Raw genomic sequence first — 15695 nt, 5'->3', positions numbered from 1 at the left:
CAGAGGCTGAGACAATGAACACGTTCTCAGACGACCTCAATCAGGTTTTACCCAAACTGACCGGTCGTCTGAAAGTGTTTATGCAATACGTTGGCGCATTTGCTCGAAAAGGCATACGGTTGCCGCCATGGCAACGTTTAACGACTCGGTCTGTCCCAGCATCGGGATTCTGACGCTGCCGTCGACTTTTTCCAAAATTTCCCGACTCACGCCGCTGCCTTCATTGCCGAAAACCCAAGCACAATGAGCGTTTAAATCCAGTTGGTACAAATCGGAAGGATTGCGCCCGTCCAAAGCGGTTGCCCATATTTTGTCCTGATAAGCATCCAGCCATTGCGGTAGAAAAACGCGACTGTATATGTTCAACAGAAAATGCGCTCCCATACCCGCCCGCAATACCTTGGGCGACCAAATATCAACGCAGTCATTACCCAACACAATCTGCTTGACGCCCGAAGCTGCTGCGCTGCGTAAAACCGTACCGACATTGCCTGGATCTTGCAGTCTATCCAACACGACGCAATCGCCGCTTAAAGGCAAATCATCTTGCGGCGGAATCTCTATCCAAGTCATCACATCATCGGCGTCATTCAGACTGGTGATTTTAGACAAGGCTTCGTTTCCGACCCAAGTAATACAATCCTCATCCAAGCTGCTGATTAAATCTCGGATTTCAGAATGCGTGTTTTTACTTTCGGGCAAATACACTTGTTTGGGCGTATATCCCGCCTCTAAATAGACCTGCAAAAGATGCACGCCTTCCAACACGGTTTGCCCGTATTCACGGCGTGCTTTAGATTGTGTCAGCAGCTTGGACAAATGCTTGAGCTGCTCGTTTTGCGCGGAGGTAATCAATTTCATGTGCCGCATTATATAGCGGATTCAAATAAAAAAGATACAGAAAGGCAGCCGCACGATACCGTTCGACTTTTTTCAAACCGCTTTTTCAGACGACCTCAAGATGCATCCGTTCAAAAATAAAACCCCTGCCCGAATAGCTCGGGAAGGGATTTCTCTACTTGATGGAAATCTGTCTCTATATGCAGTTTAGTGGACGATGGAATCCTGTTGAACCTGCATTTCAGTTCGAACCGTAGTCTGACTCACACCTTTTTCGTTCTTTATCGATTCAGGTAATACCACAGCGTCCGAAGCATTTTTAACAGCTGGATTAGCCACTACGGACACTATATTTTCCTGTTGTGCTTTGGTTTCAACAGCTTTTTCTGCGACCATATCTGCTGATCCAACACTTTGCATTTGCGGAGCAAATTGCCATACGGCTACGGCAACTGCAGCAACGCTAGCAGCAACGGCGAAAGATTTAAAGAAGGAATTGTTTGCAGCTTGAACACCCTTAGCAGACATCGCTGCGGCAACTTCAGCCTTATGACGTTGCTTATGTTCTTCGCTGATTTCAGCAAGCGTAGCAGTAAATGCTGCGCTTTGCATGAAATCCGCATCACGCCCCGTACCTGCTTTATAGCGCATGTAATCGCCAATCAGATGGTACTCGTACCACGCTTCGGCAGCGGCATCGTCGGACAACAGACGATCAAGCATCTCTTCAGATACATCGTCGTTATCCATCAACATGGAGATATATTCGTGTGTTGTGTTCATAGTTATTACCATTTTTATTACCACCTTTGATTTTCAGAAGTTTCCAGCAACGGCCTCAAATCTTTTGCTATCACTTCCCGTGCCCTGAAAATACGGGATCTAACCGTCCCTATCGGGCAATCCATAATCGTGGCGATTTCCTCGTAAGACAAACCGTCCATTTCCCGCAAGGTAATGGCTTTGCGTAAGTCCTCGGGCAAATGCGAAATTGTTGATTCGACTGTTTGCAAGATTTCCCGATTGATCATCTCAGCTTCCGGCGTATGGTAATCCGCAATCTGATCCGACAAATCCAGAATATCCCCATCTTCATTGGCAGCCTCTGCACTGACGAACGGCTGCTTTCCTGATGTTACTAAGAAATTTTTGGCAGTATTGATAGCAATCCGGTACAGCCAGGTATAAAACGCGCTCTCGCTACGAAAATTCGGCAAGGCACGGTAAGCCCTGATCATTGCCTCTTGCGCCACATCGTTGACTTCGTGTTCGTCTTTGACAAAACGGGAAATCAATCTGATGAGCCGACGCTGATATTTGGACATCAGCATCTCGAATGCTTTTTGTTCGCCTTTCTGCGCGCGCTCTACCAAGACCTGATCAATCTGGCGATCATTCATATTTTACCTTTTTATAATAACTGCATTATAAGCTATAAAGTAGTAAAGCGTGCTGTGCCAGTTAAAGACAGCTATTGCCGCATTTAGTTCCATTTATATCTCAAAAATTTTCCATAAACCGGTAAAAAACCGTCAATCCCTTGAAAATCGTGGCTTACCGTAAGGTTAACAATAGCAATGCAGTTTCCGTCAGTATTTGTGATAATCGGCCAGCATTTTCTGACGAACGGTACAATATGGTTTTCCTGCAACACTTTCTTAACGTTTTTATACAAAAACCCTACATTCATCATATCATCACTGCCCGCCGTCCGAATGATTCCTTCTTCTTCCAAGACCGATTCCGGCAATCCGTTGCGGTGCGGCACCAGAAAAAAGCCGTTTTCTTGGAGAATATCTTTCAGACGACCTCTGACTTCTTTTCCCTTTATCCAATCCGCGTCCGCAAACTGGTTTTGTTTCAATATGAATAAAAAATCCCGGTATAAACATACCGATGTTTCGCCGAACTGCCATTGTGCAGTTTCTGCCTCCAACAGTATCCGCGCGAAATCCGCCAGCTTTCTCGGAGAACTTTCCACAATCCCATTCTCCTTAAAAAACCGCCAAAGAATCCGGCTGCGGCGCGCTTCGCTGAATGTCTGCCAGCGGCTGACTTGGAAACGCCCGCTTTGGCAAACCGTCTGATAATCCGAATCGACAACTTCGTCCAAAATCGCCAAATCGGTTTGTAACGAACGGATGTTGGCACAAACATGACGGTCGAAATTCGGAATGCGCTCCCGCCAAACCGGCAACGCCTCGTAACGCATCCAATTCCTTAAAAAGGCCGTATCGGCGTTACTTTCGTCTTCGATGTTCGGCAGGTTGCAGGCAGCAGCGTAGTTTTCCAGTTCTTTTCGGGAAAACGTCAACAGCGGCCGCCAAATTTGCGTTTCCTCATCCAGCTTGCGCCATTGCGGCATGGTGGCAAGTGCTTTGATACCCCCGCCGCGAACTGCCGCGAGCATAAACGTTTCAATTTGGTCATCCTTATGGTGCGCCAACGCGATGATGCCGGAGGGGTCGTCTGAAAACGCCTGATAACGTGCTTTCCGTGCGGCGGCTTCGATTCCCAACCCGTCTTTTTTGACTTCAACTTTTACGCTTCTGAACGGCACATTCCATTCTTGGCATAAGCGTGTGCAAAACACCAGCCAGTCATCCGCATTGCGGCTCAATCCGTGATGAACGTGCAAAGCGTGTACATTCAAACCAAGCTCTTCCCGCAAACACGCGAGCATATGCAGCAACACCACCGAATCCAAACCGCCGCTCAATCCGACCGTTACCGTACAACCATCAGGAAGCGAACGCGCCGAAAGACGCAGGGTTTCCAACAAACTGCGGCATTGAGGCGGAAGGTTTTCAGGCGACGTCGGGTTCATATGGCGTAATCTATGCTGTCGGCAAGGCAAGTTCTTAGAAATGAAAAAGCAGGCAGGGGGGAGCTTCTGCCTGCTTTTCTACACATCAATTGTTTACTTATCCGTAAACTTACCGTAAGCCATAATCCGGTCGAAACGGCGCGCCAGCAAGTCCGCCATCGGCATATTTTGCGCCTCGTGCAACTCGGTTTCCAACACCGTTTTGACGTTTTTCATGGTCGTTTCAAAATCACGGTGCGCACCGCCCAAAGGCTCGTTGATCACGCTATCGATCAAATCCAGTTCTTGCAGGCGTTTGGCGGTAATACCCAAGGCTTGCGCGGCATCTGCCGCTTTTTCGGCGGTTTTCCACAGAATAGACGCGCAGCCTTCCGGAGAAATAACCGAGTAAGTCGAATATTGCAGCATATTGACGTAATCGCCGACCGCAATCGCCAGCGCGCCACCGGAACCACCCTCGCCGATAATGGTACATAAAACCGGCACACGCAGGCGGGTCAATTCGTACAGGTTGCGTCCGATGGCTTCGGACTGACCGCGCTCTTCCGCGCCGATACCCGGATACGCGCCCGGCGTATCGACAAAAGTCATCACGGGAATATTGAATTTCTCGGCGGTCTGCATCAGGCGCAACGCTTTACGGTAGCCTTCAGGGCGCGGCATACCGAAATTGCGGCGGATTTTTTCTTTGGTGTCACGGCCTTTTTGATGGCCGATAACCATCACGCTTTGTCCGTTGAAGCGCGCCAAACCGCCGACGATGGCATGGTCGTCTGAATAATGGCGGTCGCCGTGCAACTCTTCAAAATCGGTGAAAATGGCTTGGATGTAGTCTAAGGTGTAAGGACGTTGGGGATGGCGTGAAACCTGCGAAATCTGAGCGGGCGTCAGCTTGTTGAAAATCGATTTGGTCAAGTCGTTGCTTTTCTTCTGCAATCTGGCGATTTCATCGGAAATATCGACGGCGGATTCGCCCTGCACAAAGCGCAGCTCTTCGATTTTATTGGTTAATTCGGCGATGGGTTGTTCAAAATCCAAAAAAACTGGTTTCATAGGGTGAAGCTCTCGGTAGGGACGCTGCCGCTATCATACGCCAATCAGGCATATTTGGCAGCATTTCTCATTGAGGATATGCCGTGCAAAACGGCAGATAATCGGGCGGATGCCTTTTCAGACGACCTTTTGCGGATGATATAGTATATCTGCACTAAACAAATGAAGTGCCGTATCTTATGATAAACTTCCATTCAGTTCAATCATTTCAAACAGGCTATGAAAAACGAACACGACAATACGGCGATGCGGCTCGACAAATGGCTTTGGGCTGCACGCTTTTTCAAAACCCGCGCGCTGGCTCAAAAACATATCGAATTGGGCAGGGTTCAGGTCAACGGCGCCAAAGTCAAAAACAGCAAAAATATCAGCGCGGGCGACATCATCGACCTGACGCTCAATTCACTGCCTTACAAAATCAAAGTATTGGCACTCAACCACCAGCGCCGCCCCGCCCCCGAAGCGCGTCAGCTTTACGAAGAAGACATGAAAACCGCCGCCGAACGCGAAGCGCAAAAACAGCTCGACCAAGCAAGCCGCATCAGCGCGGCGTATCCCGACGGCAGGCCGACCAAACGCGACCGCCGCCAACTCGACCGCATGAAGCGCGACAGCTGGTAGGATTCGGAGTTTGTCTTGGTGGAATCGTACTTTTCAGACGACCTTTATCAGGAAACAGGTACAGGTCGTCTGAAATCTTATCCGAACTAAAACAGGCAGGTTTTCCCTGCCTGTTTTTTCGTTTCTACAAAACCTTTATCCAAACGGCTTAGAATTTGTATTCCACCTGACCGCGCAAGACGTTGACGTCTTGTCTGCTTGAACCGGCAGTCGGGGTAACTTGTTTGCCCGCCAAGTAAAAGCCTGACACTTTCCAGTTTTTCCAAGGAACGTAGGTCGCGCCGACTTGTACGCCTTGTACGTTTTTACTGTAGTCTTGTACGGAAGATACGCCCGAAAGCGCACCGACGCGGCGGTAATTCAGGAAGGCGTCGTAGGAATTGCGGACTTTCCAGTCGGCAAGTTTATAGCGGACTTCGGTAAACACGCCGTCGTTTTTGATTTTTTGTCCTGCGTCGTTATAGGCTTTGATGTTGGACTTGCTGACTGCCGCCATCCAACGCCAATCGTCGTTGAATTTGACATCTGAGCCGATTTCGCCGAAGACGGCGTTTTTCTTCGCGCCGCGCACGTCTATGTCTTTCATGTAGCTGACGGTTGCGCCGACGTTGATGTTTTCGTTAATCGGCAGGCTGCTTTGAATGGCGGCGAAGTGTTTGCGGCGGCCGCCTATGCCCCATACGTTGTCGTTGAGGCTGCCGGTACGGCGGCCTGCATAGATTTTGGTGGGCAGGGTTTTGTTGTCAAAGAAAATTTCGCCGCCGGTTACTTCGGTATCCCAGACGCGTCCGTAGGAGGAGAATGCGCCGAATTTACCGACGCGGGCTTTGACGCCTTCGGTAATCGAGCCTTCGGCATAGAGTTTGTTCACGGGAACATCATGGTCGCCGTTGAATTTACCGGTTTTCAAGTCGATGTTGGGTTCGATTTGGGTTACCAGTTTCCAGTCTTTATAGAGTTTGGCACGCAACCAGAATTCGGCGTTGAAATTGGTATTGGAGGCGTCGGGCGTGGGATTGGTGCTGCTGTTGTTGGCATTGATGTCTTTGGTGTCGGCACGGACGCGGAATGTGCCGTTTACGGTCAGCAAATCGTTGAAAATACTGATTTTGTCTTCGTCTTTGCGGATGACGCTGCCCGAATTGACGTAATCGCTCGTCGTTGCCAATGCGGCGGCATCGCGCTCTACGCTAGCGGTTTCTGCAAATGCGGTGGGTAACGCCGCCAAGGCAACGCATACAACGGCAAAGTTTTTTTGGATGTTCATGCCAATCTCCGATTGAAGGGTAAAAGGTATTTTTAACAAAAATTCCTAATCAATATTTGTTAGAAATTTACTAATTTTTGTAATCGAACGGCTGTAATCCTATGAAAGACGGCACAAACCGTCAAGAAGATTTAGAGTATTATGCTTATTTCCAAACTGATTTTGACGCACATCAATAGAGAAAGGTCGTCTGAAAACTCCCGGCAGCATCCGTTTCGTTTTCAGACGACCTTTAGCCTTTAGGGTTTGATTCAAGCTTTCGGTACGAACATCGCGTCCAAGATGTCGCCCAATGCCGTGCGGCGGGTTTTGCGGGTTTCCACCGCCATCCGCCATTGCTCTTCATTTCCCCAAAAGACGAAGCGTTCCCGTGCGCGGGTGATGGCGGTGTAGAGCAGCGCATTGTTTAAGCCCGACAGCGCGTCATCCCCGCCCTGCTCTATTTTCCCCGACGGCGGCAGCAGCCAGACTTCCCGATATTCCGAACCCTGGCTTTTATGCACAGTCATGGCGAACGCGGAATCAAACTGCGGCAGGCGGCTGATGGCGATTTTTTTGAAACCGTCCGCATTCGGAAAATACGCCGCCAAGCCGTTCGCCGATTCCGCGTCGGGCATAATCAGCCCGATATCGCCGTTGAACACTTCCAGCGTATAGTCGTTGCGCGCAATCATGATGATTTGTCCCGCGAACCACGGCGTATCCGCGCCCGCCCGATGTTTGCGTTGCAGATAGCGGCAATACTCTTCGTTAAACGCCTCCGCGTCCTGCCGCCATGCCGCCAAAACGACCACATCCGCCGCGTGTCCGAACGCCAGCGCCACATCGTTATTATCGACTGCCTGCCAGTATTTTTCGTGTTTGCGGTAAAGCAGCTTCGCCTGCTGTTTCAGACGACCTTCGCAGATTTCCAGCTCGTTGGGGAACAAGGTAAACTGCGCCCAACCTTCCCCGCTCTTGCCCGATACGACCGACCTCGCCAAGCAACCGATGCCGCTGTCTGCGCCGAAACGGTGGCTGACCGTCAGTTGCGCGACGTTTTGCGACAAAGCCGGCGGATTTTCCTCCACGGGGAAGCCGTGTTCCGGCAGATAAATGCTCAGCTGCTCCGCCGTCTCCTTATCCAAAACCGTCCGTCTCGACAACGCCGCCAATACCGCGCCGACACCGACCGAAGGCAGTTGGAACTCGTCGCCCAAAAAAATCACGCGGCAGCCCGACGGAATCGCACGCAGCAAGTGAAGCAGCAGGGAAACATCCAACATCGAAGCCTCATCCACCACCAACACATCCAAAGGCAGCGGGCGGTTTCCGTCAAACGCAGGCAGCATTTGCGGCGGGCGCAATTTCAAAAGGCGGTGGACCGTCTGCCCTTCCAGCGCGGACAAATGATTGCGCACCGCCTCCGGCATCTCGAAACCGTCCACCGCACGATGCAGCGCGCGCGCCATATGCGCCGCCGCCTTGCCCGTCGGCGCGGCCAGCGCGATACGCGGCAGGCGCGTGGCAGAGTTGGTGCAAATCAGCCCCAAAAGTTTCGCCACCGTCGTCGTTTTACCCGTACCTGGCCCGCCCGTAATCAACATAAACGCTTGAAGCAGGGCAAGCCCCGCCGCATCCCGCTGCCCTGCGCTGCCTTTGTCGGCAAACCAGCCGGACAAGTTTTGCGACGCGCTCATCCAATCCACAGGCTCGACTTCCGCTTCTGCCAAACGCTTGATTTCAGCCGTCAAATCATGCTCGAGTTGCCACATCCGCCCCAAAAACAGCTTTTTGCCCTGCAACACCAACGGCGACGCTCTCTGCCCGACCGTCGGCGCCAATCCCGCCAATTCCTCCGCCTCGCCCTCATCCAGCCAAACAAACGAATGCCCGTTCTGCAAAGCAGCAAACAGCCGCAACACATACGGCGCCAGCACCGCAGCATGCTCCGGTACGCAACGCTCCAGCAAATGCCCGGCCGCTTGTGCGGCGGCAAGGTTCAAATCATCGGCGGTATTCTCAGCCATCTTCGTTTCCCGTATTGAAAAAAGGTCGTCTGAAAACGGACATCCGGTTTTCAGACGACCTGTATTATATCGGACAAAACAAAAATTTCCGCGACGGCAGCCTGTCAGGACGGTTTACTTCCAGCGCAATCCCAAGGTCGTCTGAAAGCCCGGCAACAGTCCCGCTCCATTTGCGGATATAATCGCCCTTCCCTGTTTTCAGACGACCCCTGCCATGCTCAGCTACCGCCACGCCTTCCATGCCGGCAACCACGCCGATATGCTCAAACATTTCACCCTCTTCCTTACGCTGGAATATTTCAACCTCAAAGACAAACCGTATTGGTATATCGATACCCACAGCGGCGCGGGTTTGTATGATTTGCGCGGAGAGCAGGCGCAGAAGGTCGGAGAATACCGGCAGGGGATTGCACGGCTGCTTCAAGCAGATGCGCTGCCTTCGGATTTGTCCGACTTTACCGGTCGTCTGAAAGAAATCCTGCCCGATGAAAACCTCTACTGCGGCTCGCCCTGGCTTGCCCGCTTTCTCACCCGCGACTGCGACAAACTTCGCCTGTTCGAACTTCATCCTGCCGATTTTGCGCATTTGCAAAACAACATGAAAGAAGCCCGTCTGGGCAAACGCGGACAAATCACGCAGACTGACGGCTATCGCGGACTGATTTCGCTGCTTCCCCCGCCGCCGCGCCGCGCCGTGGTACTGATCGACCCGCCCTATGAGGAGAAACAAGATTACCGCCGCGTTGTCCAAACCCTGCAAGACGCGCTCAAACGTTTCGAGTCGGGCTGTTATCTGGTTTGGTATCCCTGCTTGAACCGCGAAGAAAGCCGCAAGCTGCCGGAGCAGTTGAAAAAACTCATGCCCGAAAATTACCTTCAAGCCGAACTTTATGTCCACAAACCTCGCGAAGACGGCTTCGGTATGCACGGCAGCGGGATGCTCGTCATCAATCCGCCCTATCTGCTGGCAAAAAAATTGGCGGATACGCTGCCCACCCTGACGGAAATTCTGGCTCAAGATGATGCGGCGCGTTTCGTTTTAGACTATCAAATCAAATAAACCGGCAAAGGTCGTCTGAAACCGGTTTCAGACGACCTTTGCCTATCGTTTTCCGCTAAAATACCTGTCTCTTTTCCTTTCCGTCTTTCTGCAATGTCCCAGCGCAAAATCATCCATATCGACATGGACGCGTTCTACGCATCGGTAGAACTGCGCGAGCAGCCGCATTTGAAAGGGCTGCCCGTGGTCGTGGCGTGGGAGGGTGCGCGTTCGGTGATTTGCGCCGCATCGTATGAGGCGCGGCAGTTCGGACTGCATTCCGCGATGTCGGTGGCAACGGCGAAAAGGCTGTGTCCGCAAGCGGTTTATGTGCCGCCGCATTTCGATTTGTACCGTCAGGTTTCCGCGCAGATTCATGCCGTATTCAGGCGTTATACTGATTTAATCGAACCCCTGTCGCTGGACGAAGCCTATCTTGACGTGACCCATAATTTCAAAAACATCCCATACGCCAGCGAAGTTGCCAAAGAAATCCGCGCCGCCATTTTTGCGGAAACCGGTCTGACTGCCTCCGCAGGCATCGCGCCGAACAAATTTTTGGCGAAAATCGCGTCGGACTGGCGCAAGCCGAACGGGCAATTCGTCCTGCCGCCGCACAAAGTCATGGCTTTTTTGGAAACCCTGCCCTTGGGCAAAATCCCCGGCGTGGGCAAGGTAACGCTGAAAAAAATGCAGTCGCTGGGCATGCAGACGGCGGGCGATTTGCGTCGTTTCGAGCGCGGCGAACTCTTAAACCATTTCGGACGCTACGGCTACCGCCTCTATGATTTGGCACGCGGTACGGACGAACGCCCCGTCAAAGCCGAACGCGAACGCCTCCAAATCTCCACCGAAATCACCCTGCCCGAAGACCTGTCGCTCGAACAGGCGGCAGGACATCTGCCCCATCTTGCTGAAGACTTGTGGCGGCAAATCTCACGCAAAAACGTCGAAGCCAAAGGCGTAACCCTCAAGCTGAAAACCCATGATTTCCGCATCATCACCCGCTCCCTGACCTACTCCTCCGTCCTGCCCGACACCGACGCCCTGCTTTGCGCCGCGCAGACCCTGATACAGCGCGTGCCGCCCCAGCGCGAAGACGCCTTCCGCCTGATCGGCATAGGCGTGAACCACCTCGTGCCGAAAGACCAGCAGCAATCGCTTTGGTTATAAAGAAATAGAAAAGCATTCTTTCCCCTTCGCGCGAGACCGCCCGACAATAATGTTCCGTACAAACTTTCAGACGACCCCTTTGCCGCAAGAGGGGTCGTCTGAAAACAAAAAACAAGGAACAAGCCAACCATGTCCCTCTTCCGCCCCCAGCTTTGGCGCATCCCGACGACAGGCGAAGCCGAACGGCGCCGGCTGCCCGAGTTGACCGCCACGCTCGAAACCCGCCTCAAACACATCGCCCGCCGTTATCCGCAAGCCGTCTTCGCCTCCAGCCTTGCCGTCGAAGACATGATCATTACCGACGCTATCTGCCGCCTGAAACTCCCCCTGCGCATCATCACCCTCGACACCGGCAAGCTCAGTCCCGAAACCGCCGCCCTGATTACCGCCGTCAACGTCCGTTATCAAACCGAGCTGGAAGTTTTCCACCCCGACCCCGAAAGCGCGCGGCAGTTTGAGCAGGAATTCGGCGCAACCGCCATGTACGACAGCGTCGAGCTGCGCCGCCGTTGCTGCCACATCCGCAAAATCGAGCCGCTCAACCGCGCCCTGAAAAACGCCCCCGCCTGGCTGACCGGACAACGCCGCAGCCAATCGGCAACCCGCAGCGAATTGGATTTCGAAGAAACCGACCACAGCCGCAACATCGCCAAGTTCAACCCCATTTTCGACTGGGAAGAAAACGACGTCTGGGCATACGCGCAAGCCTACGACGTCCCGCTCAATGCCTTGTATTTCCAAGGCTACCCGAGCATAGGCTGCGAACCCTGCACCCGCCCCGTCAAAGCAGACGAAGACATCCGCGCCGGACGCTGGTGGTGGGAAAGCAAGGACAGCAAAGAATGCGGCCTGCACAAATAATCCTTGTCAGGCAAGGCAAAAAGGTCGTCTGAAAAACCGAAATCAGGTTTTCAGACGACCTTTTTCACGAGTTGGCTTTCCTTAAATTTTTAAGGGGTGAAAAATAGGCATTTTCTATTTCAAATTATTATCAATTTTCAAAACGACAATATCGTTTTTTAAAAAATGAATTCGCCTTAACTTCATAGCCTTAACAGAATTAACCCAAGAAGGCTTGACCTAATGATTTAATATGGCTATGGTTAAATAAAAAATAACAATAATCTACATACGCACCGCAATGCTTTTCCCCTCCTCCTCACAGAAAGGATATTGCAATGCCCTGCTTGAACCTCACGCTGCCACGCCTGACTGTCTTCCTGCTGTCCACCTTCGCAGCATTCTCCGCCGCCGCACACGGAAACCACACCCATTGGGGCTACACCGGACACGACTCCCCCGAAAGCTGGGGCAATCTGTCTGAAGAGTTCCGTTTGTGTTCCACAGGCAAAAACCAATCCCCCGTCAACATCACCGAAACCGTCTCCGGCAAACTGCCTGCCATCAAAGTCAATTACAAACCGAGCACGGTTAACGTGGAAAACAACGGCCACACCATCCAAGTCAACTACCCCGAAGGCGGCAATACCCTCAGCGTGAACGGCCGCACCTACACCCTGAAACAATTCCATTTCCACGTCCCCAGTGAAAACCAAATCAAAGGCCGCACCTTTCCGATGGAAGCCCACTTCGTCCACCTAGACGAAAACCGCCAGCCTTTGGTATTGGCAGTATTGTACGAAGCCGGCAAAACCAACGACCGCCTCGCGCCTATATGGAACGTGATGCCGATGAAAGAAGGAAAGGTAAACCTCGACAAAGCCTTCGACGCAGGCACCCTGCTGCCGAAACGGCTGAATTACTACCGCTTTGCCGGTTCGCTGACCACACCACCATGCAGCGAAGGCGTATCGTGGCTGGTATTGAAAACCTACGACCACATCGATCAGGCGCAGGCAGAAAAATTCACCCGCGCCATCGGTTCGCACAACAGCCGCCCCGTCCAGCCGCTTAATGCGCGCGTTGTCATCGAATAAACGGTAAAGCCGTAAACGAAAAGGTCGTCTGAAAACCTAAATTTGGTTTTTCAGACGACTTTTTTCGCTCTTCATCACAATGTTTCCGGAACAAAGTCATCGGCTTGGGTTTCAACTCAAACCGATTTTGCCAGCAGCTCCGCTTAAAAATACCCCGCCTTTTTACGCTCTTCCATCGCCGCTTCGGACACGCGGTCGTCCATGCGCGTGGCGCTGCGTTCGGAAATGGTTGCCGCCGCGGTTTCGGCGATGATGTCTTCGGGCGTGGCGGCGGTGCTGGCTACGGGGCAGGTGCAGGAAATGTCGCCGACGGTACGGAAACGCACGTCGCGGATTTGGGAAACTTCGCCTTCGCGTTTCGGCGTCAGCGGGGTAACGGGGACGAGCAGCCCGCCGCGTTCGACGACTTCGCGTTTGTGGCTGTAATAAATCGGCGGCAGCGCGAGTTTTTCGCGGGCGATGTATTGCCAGATGTCGAGTTCCGTCCAGTTCGAGATGGGGAACACGCGCATGTTTTCGCCGCTAAAGAGCCGCGTATTGTAGAGCGACCAGAGTTCGGGACGCTGGCTTTTCGGGTCCCATTGTCCGAATTCGTCGCGGAACGAGAAAATCCGCTCCTTCGCCCGTGCTTTTTCCTCATCGCGCCGCGCGCCGCCCATCAATGCGTCAAAGCCTTGTTCTTCAATGGTTTCCACCAGCGTAACCGCCTGCGCGGCGTTGCGCGAATCGGTTTCGCGGCGCAGGACGACCGTGCCTTTTTTGATGGAGTCTTCGACGCTGCCGACCACCAGTTGCACGCCCGTGCGCGCCACGGTTTCATCGCGGAACTGAATCACTTCGGGGTAATTGTGCCCCGTATCGACGTGCAGCAGCTTGAACGGCAGCTTGAGCGGGCGGCCTTCGAGTTTGAACGCTTTGACCGCCAGCGCCAGCAAAACGACGGAATCTTTGCCGCCGGAAAACAGCAGCGCGGGATTTTTCGCTTCGGCAACGACTTCGCGGATGATGTAGATGGACTCGGCTTCGAGCCAGTCTAGGTGGTGGTTTTGAATAGACATATTGTTCTCTTTAGCAAAACTCGGATAGGCGGTACTCTAAAGAGGTCGTCTGAAAAACGGAAAGAATGGTTTGTTTGAAGCAAAGATGATTTCGTTATATTGGAGGGGTCGTCTGAAAAGGGATTGGCGTTTTCAGACGACCTTTTTGCCGCGCGGCAACGGAAACGGCACTTATAGTGGATTAACCTTTAAACCAGTACGGCGTTGCCTCGCCTTGCCGTACTATCTGCACTGTCTACGGCTTCGTCGCCTTGTTCTGATTTAAATTTAATCCACCATATAACCAAACTCGATAAGATAAGCAAAAACCATTCTTTCCGCCGAAGCCTGCGGGATTTTAAGATGGGCGGCACGATAGCTTAATAAGAGAACACGCCATGAACCATTATCCCCTGTTTGCCGATTTGAACGGCCGCCCCGTCCTGCTGGCGGGTGCGGGCAAAGTGGCGGAACGCAAAGCCGAAAGCCTGTTGCAGGCAGGAGCTGCGGTCAGGGTTGTCGCCCGCGAACTCAATCCCGTTTTCCAAAAATGGGCGGACGAAGGCAAAATCGAATGGCTGGGCAGCGAATTTCACGAGGATTATTTGGACGACGTATTTTTCGCCGTCGCCGCCACCGACGATTACGCCTTCAACCGCCGCATCTTCCAAGCGGCGGAGCGGCGGGCTAAGCTCTGCAACACCGTCGATACCGCGGATTTGTGTTCCTTCACCGTCCCCGCCGTCATCGACCGCAGCCCGCTCAAAATCGCCGTCTCCAGCGGCGCGACCGCCCCCGTTTTGGCGCGCAAGTGGCGGCAGATCATCGAAACGCTCATCCCGCTGCACACCGGTCAAATGGCGGCGCTCGCCGGCAAATGGCGCAACGCGGTCAAAGCCAAAATCAAAGGCACGGCAAACCGCCGCCGTTTTTGGGAAAACCTGTTCGACAGCCGCTTTAACGCGCTCGCCGCACAAGGCAACCTCGATGCCGCCGAAGCAGAGCTTGCCGCGCAGCTTGACGGTTTCGGCGCGGCAAAAGGCGAAGTCGTCCTTGTCGGCGCAGGCCCCGGCGACGCAGGGCTGCTCACCTTGCACGCTTTGCAGGCGATACAGGCGGCGGATGTCGTGTTCCACGATGCTTTGGTTTCAGACGACGTCTTAAGCATGGTGCGCAAAGACGCGGACAAAATCAGCGTCGGCAAACGCGCAGGCTCGCACCACGTCCAACAAGAAGAAACCAACCGCCTCCTTGTCGAATACGCCCGCCAAGGTTTGCGCGTCGTCCGGCTCAAAGGCGGCGACCCCTTCGTTTTCGGGCGCGGTGGCGAAGAAGTCCAAGTCTTGCGGCAGGCAAACATCCCCTACCGCATCATCCCCGGCATCACCGCCGCACTGGGCGCGACCGCCTACGCAGGCATCCCCCTGACACACCGCGACTGCGCCCAAAGCGCGCTCTTCGTTACCGGACACAGCAAACACGACGGCCACCAACCCGACTGGCGCACGCTCGCCCTGAGCAACCAAACCCTGGTCGTCTATATGGGCACGCTCAAAGCCGCCGAAACCGCCGAAAAACTGATGGCACACGGACGCAGCGGCGACACACCCGTCGCCATCGTCTCCAACGGCACGCTTCCGCACCAAAGCGTCGTGACAGGTCGTCTGAAAAACCTGTCCGAGCTGGCAGAAAACACCCCGCGCCCCGCGCTGATCGTTATCGGCGAAGTCGTTTCCCTGCGCGATGAATTGAAATGGTTTCAAGAAAACCCCGCGCAAAGCCGCCTTCACACGCTGCACGAACAAGCCGCCTGAAGCGTTGTTCAAACCGTTTAAACAAACAAAAGGTCGTCTGATTCAGCACATCGACACCCTTATCCGCCGCAAACTCAG

At 53.3% G+C, this 15695-nt stretch carries 15 protein-coding genes; 6 read left to right on the top strand and 9 right to left on the bottom strand.

From position 1 onward, the window contains the following. Positions 1 to 78: 78 nt before the first annotated feature. The 5 genes from HMPREF3066_RS01540 to HMPREF3066_RS01520 form a co-directional block, all read right to left on the bottom strand. On the bottom strand, positions 79 to 861 hold the full coding sequence (locus HMPREF3066_RS01540; protein WP_039410232.1) for a TrmH family RNA methyltransferase: 783 nt from the start codon (positions 859 to 861) through the stop codon (positions 79 to 81). A 186-nt stretch (positions 862 to 1047) separates the two neighbouring features. Further along, on the bottom strand, positions 1048 to 1623 hold the full coding sequence (locus tag HMPREF3066_RS01535) for a sigma-E factor negative regulatory protein (protein ID WP_234396110.1): 576 nt from the start codon (positions 1621 to 1623) through the stop codon (positions 1048 to 1050). Positions 1624 to 1640: 17 nt separating this feature from the next. After that, positions 1641 to 2240 carry an RNA polymerase sigma factor RpoE gene (gene rpoE / locus HMPREF3066_RS01530; protein ID WP_039410227.1) on the bottom strand — a complete coding sequence of 200 codons (600 nt, stop codon included), beginning with the start codon at positions 2238 to 2240 and terminating at the stop codon, positions 1641 to 1643. An 83-nt stretch (positions 2241 to 2323) separates the two neighbouring features. After that, on the bottom strand, positions 2324 to 3667 hold the full coding sequence (tilS, locus tag HMPREF3066_RS01525; protein ID WP_070439982.1) for a tRNA lysidine(34) synthetase TilS: 1344 nt from the start codon (positions 3665 to 3667) through the stop codon (positions 2324 to 2326). Between the two features lie 93 nt (positions 3668 to 3760). Further along, a complete protein-coding gene (locus HMPREF3066_RS01520) occupies positions 3761 to 4720 on the bottom strand; it encodes an acetyl-CoA carboxylase carboxyltransferase subunit alpha (protein WP_039410222.1) in 960 nt (319 codons plus the stop codon). A 219-nt stretch (positions 4721 to 4939) separates the two neighbouring features. Here HMPREF3066_RS01520 and HMPREF3066_RS01515 point away from each other — a divergent pair, with 219 nt between their 5' ends. Next, positions 4940 to 5341 (top strand): RNA-binding S4 domain-containing protein, encoded by a 402-nt coding sequence (locus tag HMPREF3066_RS01515; protein WP_003758524.1) that lies wholly within the window; start codon positions 4940 to 4942, stop codon positions 5339 to 5341. Positions 5342 to 5489: 148 nt separating this feature from the next. Here the strand turns inward: HMPREF3066_RS01515 and HMPREF3066_RS01510 are convergent, their stop codons facing one another. The 3 genes from HMPREF3066_RS01510 to HMPREF3066_RS12675 form a co-directional block, all read right to left on the bottom strand. Continuing rightward, positions 5490 to 6608 carry a hypothetical protein gene (locus tag HMPREF3066_RS01510; RefSeq protein WP_070439980.1) on the bottom strand — a complete coding sequence of 373 codons (1119 nt, stop codon included), beginning with the start codon at positions 6606 to 6608 and terminating at the stop codon, positions 5490 to 5492. A gap of 251 nt (positions 6609 to 6859) precedes the next feature. Continuing rightward, complete coding sequence (recD, locus tag HMPREF3066_RS01505) at positions 6860 to 8617, bottom strand: exodeoxyribonuclease V subunit alpha (protein ID WP_070439978.1); 1758 nt, start codon at positions 8615 to 8617, stop codon at positions 6860 to 6862. Positions 8618 to 8681: 64 nt separating this feature from the next. After that, entirely contained in the window at positions 8682 to 8888 is a 207-nt protein-coding gene (locus HMPREF3066_RS12675) for a hypothetical protein (protein WP_141743156.1), read from the bottom strand. On the opposite strand from HMPREF3066_RS12675, the gene HMPREF3066_RS01500 reads away from it, so the two are divergent. The 4 genes from HMPREF3066_RS01500 to cah all read left to right on the top strand — a co-directional run bounded on the left by HMPREF3066_RS01500 (position 8832) and on the right by cah (position 12766). Further along, entirely contained in the window at positions 8832 to 9677 is an 846-nt protein-coding gene (locus HMPREF3066_RS01500) for a 23S rRNA (adenine(2030)-N(6))-methyltransferase RlmJ (RefSeq protein WP_070439976.1), read from the top strand. The genes HMPREF3066_RS12675 and HMPREF3066_RS01500 overlap by 57 nt on opposite strands. Before the next feature lie 93 nt (positions 9678 to 9770). Next, positions 9771 to 10829, top strand: coding sequence for a DNA polymerase IV (dinB, locus tag HMPREF3066_RS01495; RefSeq protein WP_070439974.1), 1059 nt, complete (start codon positions 9771 to 9773; stop codon positions 10827 to 10829). A gap of 129 nt (positions 10830 to 10958) precedes the next feature. Beyond that, positions 10959 to 11690, top strand: coding sequence for a phosphoadenylyl-sulfate reductase (locus HMPREF3066_RS01490; protein WP_070439973.1), 732 nt, complete (start codon positions 10959 to 10961; stop codon positions 11688 to 11690). 317 nt (positions 11691 to 12007) lie between these two features. Beyond that, complete coding sequence (gene cah, locus HMPREF3066_RS01485) at positions 12008 to 12766, top strand: carbonic anhydrase (protein WP_070439971.1); 759 nt, start codon at positions 12008 to 12010, stop codon at positions 12764 to 12766. Positions 12767 to 12909: 143 nt separating this feature from the next. Here the strand turns inward: cah and cysD are convergent, their stop codons facing one another. Further along, positions 12910 to 13824 (bottom strand): sulfate adenylyltransferase subunit CysD, encoded by a 915-nt coding sequence (cysD, locus tag HMPREF3066_RS01480; protein WP_070439969.1) that lies wholly within the window; start codon positions 13822 to 13824, stop codon positions 12910 to 12912. A gap of 377 nt (positions 13825 to 14201) precedes the next feature. On the opposite strand from cysD, the gene cysG reads away from it, so the two are divergent. After that, on the top strand, positions 14202 to 15617 hold the full coding sequence (cysG, locus tag HMPREF3066_RS01475; protein ID WP_070439967.1) for a siroheme synthase CysG: 1416 nt from the start codon (positions 14202 to 14204) through the stop codon (positions 15615 to 15617). Positions 15618 to 15695 lie beyond the last annotated feature (78 nt).

The organism is Neisseria sp. HMSC03D10, assembly GCF_001807625.1.
Classification (GTDB): Bacteria; Pseudomonadota; Gammaproteobacteria; order Burkholderiales; family Neisseriaceae; genus Neisseria; species Neisseria mucosa.
The sequence above is the reverse complement of the archived record's forward strand: the minus strand, read 5'-3'. Positions and strand labels throughout refer to the sequence as shown.

Bases quoted from the DNA above. Each gene is read 5' to 3' on its own strand.
- HMPREF3066_RS01500 (WP_070439976.1), top strand. From the start codon at position 8,832: ATGCTCAGCTACCGCCACGCCTTCCATGCCGGCAACCACGCCGATATG.
- HMPREF3066_RS01540 (WP_039410232.1), bottom strand. From the start codon at position 861: ATGAAATTGATTACCTCCGCGCAAAACGAGCAGCTCAAGCATTTGTCC.
- HMPREF3066_RS01520 (WP_039410222.1), bottom strand. From the start codon at position 4,720: ATGAAACCAGTTTTTTTGGATTTTGAACAACCCATCGCCGAATTAACC.
- recD (WP_070439978.1), bottom strand. From the start codon at position 8,617: ATGGCTGAGAATACCGCCGATGATTTGAACCTTGCCGCCGCACAAGCG.
- HMPREF3066_RS01510 (WP_070439980.1), bottom strand. From the start codon at position 6,608: ATGAACATCCAAAAAAACTTTGCCGTTGTATGCGTTGCCTTGGCGGCG.
- cysG (WP_070439967.1), top strand. From the start codon at position 14,202: ATGAACCATTATCCCCTGTTTGCCGATTTGAACGGCCGCCCCGTCCTG.
- HMPREF3066_RS01490 (WP_070439973.1), top strand. From the start codon at position 10,959: ATGTCCCTCTTCCGCCCCCAGCTTTGGCGCATCCCGACGACAGGCGAA.
- HMPREF3066_RS01515 (WP_003758524.1), top strand. From the start codon at position 4,940: ATGAAAAACGAACACGACAATACGGCGATGCGGCTCGACAAATGGCTT.
- cysD (WP_070439969.1), bottom strand. From the start codon at position 13,824: ATGTCTATTCAAAACCACCACCTAGACTGGCTCGAAGCCGAGTCCATC.
- rpoE (WP_039410227.1), bottom strand. From the start codon at position 2,240: ATGAATGATCGCCAGATTGATCAGGTCTTGGTAGAGCGCGCGCAGAAA.
- cah (WP_070439971.1), top strand. From the start codon at position 12,008: ATGCCCTGCTTGAACCTCACGCTGCCACGCCTGACTGTCTTCCTGCTG.
- HMPREF3066_RS01535 (WP_234396110.1), bottom strand. From the start codon at position 1,623: ATGAACACAACACACGAATATATCTCCATGTTGATGGATAACGACGAT.
- tilS (WP_070439982.1), bottom strand. From the start codon at position 3,667: ATGAACCCGACGTCGCCTGAAAACCTTCCGCCTCAATGCCGCAGTTTG.
- dinB (WP_070439974.1), top strand. From the start codon at position 9,771: ATGTCCCAGCGCAAAATCATCCATATCGACATGGACGCGTTCTACGCA.
- HMPREF3066_RS12675 (WP_141743156.1), bottom strand. From the start codon at position 8,888: ATGTTTGAGCATATCGGCGTGGTTGCCGGCATGGAAGGCGTGGCGGTA.